This is a genomic window from Agromyces sp. P1_H4, from assembly GCF_056405255.1.
Map to the genome: position 1 here is coordinate 1 of NZ_JBFUCL010000596.1, position 830 is coordinate 830.

At 75.7% G+C, this 830-nt stretch carries 1 protein-coding gene; it reads left to right on the top strand.

The window, feature by feature from the left end; all coding sequences use genetic code 11:
• The coding region (locus AC1DY2_RS20245) for a cell division protein PerM (RefSeq protein WP_476764046.1) at positions 1–632 on the top strand (632 nt) is incomplete at its 5' end.
• Between the last annotated feature and the right edge of the window lie 198 nt (positions 633–830).

Sequence of the window (830 nt, forward strand, 5' to 3'; positions counted from 1 at the left end):
CCCTCGACTACGCCACCATCGCCGGCCTCTACCAGTCGCTCGGCGCCGGCGTCGACGGCGGCATCGCGCTGACCGTCGCCGAGCTCGCGCTGCTGCCGAACCTCGTCGTGTGGGCGGCGTCGTGGATGCTCGGACCCGGATTCGCGATCGGCACCGGGAGCCTCGTCTCCACGGGCGGAACCCTGCTCGGCCCGGTGCCGGGCGTGCCCGTGCTGGGCGCACTGCCGACCGATGCGGCCGCCCTCGGGGCGATCTGGCTCGTCGTGCCGCTGCTCCTCGGCTTCGTCGGCGCGTGGCTGGTGTCCACGGGCGACGACGACGACCGCGACGTCCCGCCCGACGCGGCGTGGTGGGTGCCGATCGCGGTGGCGGCGAGCGCCGCGGCCACGGCGGCGTTGGTGCTCGGCCTGCTGGCCTGGTGGTCGGGTGGCGCCGCGGGGCCCGGCCGACTCGCCGACGTGGGACCCATGCCGCTGGCCGTGGCCGGTGTCGCGGCCGCGACGGTGGGTATCGGTGCGCTCCTCGGCGGGTATGCCGCCAGGCTCCGGAGCGGCGTGGGCGCCCCTTCGGCCGGCGGCGATCCGTCCGGAACCGAGCACGACACCGTACGGGTTGGCGCGTTCGAGCGCTGACCGGCGCGGGTGGTCGCGGCCCGGTGCTAGCGTGCTGACGACGTGACGGCGTGACGAAGGAGTTCCGGATGTCGGCTTCCAAGGCGCAGGACGTGCCGCCCGCTCCGGGCCAGGGCAAGGGCCTCGCGGCCGGAACGCTGGGCCTGTGGGGATCGACGGTCATCGGCCTCGCCTCCACGGCACCGGTCTACTCCCTCG